The sequence below is a fragment of the Phaeobacter sp. CECT 5382 genome (assembly GCF_001457775.1).
Lineage (GTDB): Bacteria > Pseudomonadota > Alphaproteobacteria > Rhodobacterales > Rhodobacteraceae > Pseudophaeobacter.
Map to the genome: position 1 here is coordinate 1 of NZ_CYSG01000044.1, position 3,740 is coordinate 3,740.

The 3,740-nt window shown below is 52.0% G+C and carries 5 protein-coding genes; 4 read left to right on the forward strand and 1 reads right to left on the reverse strand.

Annotated features, from left to right (window positions below; translation table 11 throughout):
• A partial coding sequence (locus PH5382_RS19210) for an IS1380 family transposase (RefSeq protein ID WP_156414925.1) occupies positions 1-692 on the forward strand: 692 nt, incomplete at its 5' end.
• Positions 693-703: 11 nt separating this feature from the next.
• On the opposite strand, the gene PH5382_RS19905 is transcribed toward PH5382_RS19210, so the two are convergent.
• Positions 704-844 carry a hypothetical protein gene (locus tag PH5382_RS19905; protein WP_156414924.1) on the reverse strand — a complete coding sequence of 47 codons (141 nt, stop codon included), beginning with the start codon at positions 842-844 and terminating at the stop codon, positions 704-706.
• 68 nt (positions 845-912) lie between these two features.
• On the opposite strand from PH5382_RS19905, the gene PH5382_RS19215 reads away from it, so the two are divergent.
• From PH5382_RS19215 to PH5382_RS19225, 3 genes are all read left to right on the forward strand, one after another.
• Positions 913-2,322: a putative bifunctional diguanylate cyclase/phosphodiesterase gene (locus tag PH5382_RS19215; protein ID WP_058335989.1), complete on the forward strand. Its 1,410-nt coding sequence runs from the start codon at positions 913-915 to the stop codon at positions 2,320-2,322.
• Between the two features lie 195 nt (positions 2,323-2,517).
• Positions 2,518-3,276 carry a hypothetical protein gene (locus PH5382_RS19220; protein WP_058335990.1) on the forward strand — a complete coding sequence of 253 codons (759 nt, stop codon included), beginning with the start codon at positions 2,518-2,520 and terminating at the stop codon, positions 3,274-3,276.
• A 143-nt stretch (positions 3,277-3,419) separates the two neighbouring features.
• Positions 3,420-3,629, forward strand: coding sequence for a helix-turn-helix transcriptional regulator (locus PH5382_RS19225; protein ID WP_082645782.1), 210 nt, complete (start codon positions 3,420-3,422; stop codon positions 3,627-3,629).
• Positions 3,630-3,740: the final 111 nt, after the last annotated feature.

Sequence of the window (3,740 nt, forward strand, 5' to 3'; positions counted from 1 at the left end):
TCATCGCGCGATATGCGGATCGTCACCTGATGCGGTTCTTCCGGGGGGATGCTGCGTTCGCCATCCCGGAGCTATACAAAACTCTGGAACTGGAAAACTATTTCTACGCCATCCGCCTTCGGGCCAATCGCGTTCTTCAGGGCAAGATTGCGCATCTGCTCAAGCGCCCTGTGGGTCGTCCGCCAAAAGGCGTGAAGCGCATCTACGGCGACTTCCAATATCAGGCGGCATCTTGGGACAAACCTCGTCGTGTCATCGCCAAGGTGGAATGGCATCCCAGCGAGTTGTTCCCGCGCGTGGGCTTCGTGGTCACCAACATGCCGATGGAACCCGACTGGATCATCCGCTTCTACAACCAACGCGGCACCGCCGAGCAATACATCAAGGAAGGCAAGCAGGCGATCAACTGGACCCGTTTGTCCTGCAAAGGCATGGCGCAGAACGAGGTGCGGCTGCAACTCCATGCACTGGCTTACAATATCGGTGCCTTCCTACAGGGCACTGATCTACCTGATGAGATAGCCGACTGGTCACTGACAAGCCTGCAGACGCGATTGATCAAGATTGGTGCGAGGGTTGTGCGTCACGCCCGTGCAATCACCTTCCAACTGGCCGAGGTGGCTGTCAGCGGCGATCTGTTCAACCGCATCCTTGCGGCCATACATCGGCTGCGCGCACCGCCGGTTCCCTAATGACAACATCGTTAATCATAAAACCTGAACAAAAGCGGCTCAACCGGTCTATCCATACGGGGGTCGGTCAGACCAATATCCGGATCAACCTCGCCCCCGAGACCGGAAATCGGGCGCAGTTCGCGCGTCAGATGCCCGAACAACGGCACCATGGGTGCAAGAGGCTTGATAGGAGCGCAGAACAGCGGCAAGGTGGGCGGGAGGACGTTCTACTTGGGGAATGTCAGTTGAACTGATTTCTAATCAGAGTGCTCTGAGAAAATCCGTGTCTGAAGCGAATGAGCTTGGAAAGGAGAACGAAAAGCTTGCGAATCTAGATAGCTTGACTGGGTTGCCGAATAGGCGACGGTTTTTGACTGAGTTGGGTCAAAGAATTGCCGACGATACGGGGGGAAATGAGAGCTTTTCTGTTGGAATTCTCGACCTTGATGGTTTCAAGCCGATCAACGATATCTATGGGCACATTGCAGGCGACCGCCTGCTCGGAAAAGTCGCTGAACGCTTGTCAAATAGTGATCGGGATCTATTTGTTGCACGGCTAGGGGGCGATGAGTTTGGGCTAATTCTCGAAGGTAACTTGACTGACTCCGAGATACTATCGCTCGGAAATTTTATCTGTAGCACTGTCGGCGTCCCTTTTGAGATGGATGGCTTCACGGCGAATGTCGGAGGAACCATTGGCATTGCCAAATTTCCGGATTCTGGGAGAACCGAAAAACAACTTTTTGAACGCTCTGACTATGCTCTATATGTTGCCAAAGAATGCCAAAAAGGCACAGCTGTCATGTTTTCTGAAGAACATCAGGCGGAAATCAATGAGACCACCGGAATACTACGAGAGCTACAAGGCGCAAATTTTGATGAAGAGTTTTACGTAGAATATCAGTTCGTTGTAGATAGCGCCACAGGTACTCCTGTCGGAGCGGAAGCCCTCGCGCGCTGGACTAACCCCATACTGGGCAAAGTATCCCCTACGGATTTCATCAAGAACGCGGAGAAGTCTGGGATAGTTAACAAAATAACGGAAACTCTGCTGAAAAAAACCTTATCTGAAGTATCCCATTGGCCAGAAGATCTATTTGTGTCTTTCAACCTATCAGCCCACGACATTGGATCTTCACACAACATAAGGCGCCTTACCGAAATCGTGAGGGACTCAGGGTTTCCTCCGGAACGTTTAACTTTCGAGATTACCGAGACTTCTTTACTACGAGATTTAAACAGGGCGCATGATACGTTGCAGATGTTGAAGGGGTTGGGATCAAAGATTGCTCTTGATGATTTTGGTACGGGTTATTCCAGCTTGAGTTACGTTCAGGCACTTCCAATTGATAAATTGAAGATTGACCGCAGCTTTCTTGACAAAATGGAGACATGTCAAACGTCTCAAGCGGTTATCAAAACAATACTGGAACTGTGTGAAAATTTGAAACTTGATTGCATTATTGAGGGAGTTGAAAAGGAAAGTCAGTTGTCGGCACTTCAGGGAATTGGAAGCATGCACATCCAAGGATACTTGTTTAGCAAGCCAATGTTGGGAAGGGACGCACTAACCTACCTGCAAATGTTTCCAAATGAAATTCACGAAAATCATATTCCGCTTGTAGAACCTTCGGTGGCCAACTGGTGATTTAGAGAGTCGGATAGTTCAAAACCCTAGCCACTCGACGTATGCCGTACGATGGTTGCTTCGGGCTGAGGGCCGTCTTTGGCTCTATTTCGAACTGGACCCATTTTGAACCTGCGCCTGCCAAGTTTCACTGTCTTTACTGTCAGCTCTGTCAGCCACTGGTGTTCTGACCGCTTTTGTTGAACAACTTGCGGCATGAACCAGATCAATAAACTCGCCCAAACAGCTCCATGGCAACGCCTGATGGCAGGTCATGGCTTTATAATCGAACTTCACAGGCTCTATGACGCACGGTTCATGTCGGAGCTTGAGATGCTGATTGGACCCAAAGCCAATATTGAAGACCTGCGTAGTGGGGTTGAGGCGGCAGCCCGCGCCTACGTCAAAGAGCGCCGCAGGATGCGCCGCCGTAAGCCGGGAGTCATGGAGCATCGCCGCCTTTCAGCACTGTCGGAGAAGCTAGAAGCCATTTCTGCCGAACTCGTCCGGGTTCAGGCGTCGCCAAACTGTTCTGGAAAGCTAGCGGAGTCTCTGGAAGAGCAAGCCAAATCTGCCGGGCCAAGTGCTGCCAAGCTAGCCAGCATGATAGATGGCGCCTTTGGCCCCGGCGATCCAGTTGCACATATCGCCGAACTGCTGAACCTCTTACACAAGTCCGCTAGCCAAACCGTTTACTTAAACGAAGAAGAGACGCCCGATAGCTATCACAATGCTGATCTGGACCATTGGCACCGCAGGCCAAAGAAGACCGAAAGCCAGCCGGTATTCGCGCTGGCCCGCGCCTTTCGCCCCTACTGGGACCGCAATGCAATGCGCCCATACAACGCCGGACGCTACGACAAGGCAACCAAACAGAACAAGGCAATCGCGGTTGATGTGATTCACTTGATCGCATGTAAACTAGACCCGGAGCTTCCACGCGCCCGTGTTGTCACGGTCATGCGTGAGATTTAGCCACATTTTTGCCACATTTCGTAGCAGATAACGGGATAGGTTTTCTAATTAAGAACCACATTTTTGATACCTGCTTCTAGCACCCAAACGCGCCAGTTTGTCTCTAGGTTTCCCTTCATCGATCTAACTTGATGGAGGTTCCCATGATCGCAAAACAAACAGCTCAACTACTCACACCGCAAGACGTTGCCGAGCGGCTTGGGGTTTCGCCCACGACGCTTGCCACATGGCGCTGCACGAAGCGCTACCCGCTGGCCTATGTCAAAGTTGGCCGCTTGGTCCGCTACCGCGCGGGCGACGTGGAAGCCTTTGAGCTTTCCCGCCTTCAGGAGGTGGTTGCAAATGACTGGTAACTGGAAGCCCGTTGAGTTTGCCGCCATCGCCGAAGTCTGCCGAGTAAACTTGCACAACCTGTTGGCCGAATGGCTGCCCGATGGGCGACGCATCGGACGCGAATGGGTGGC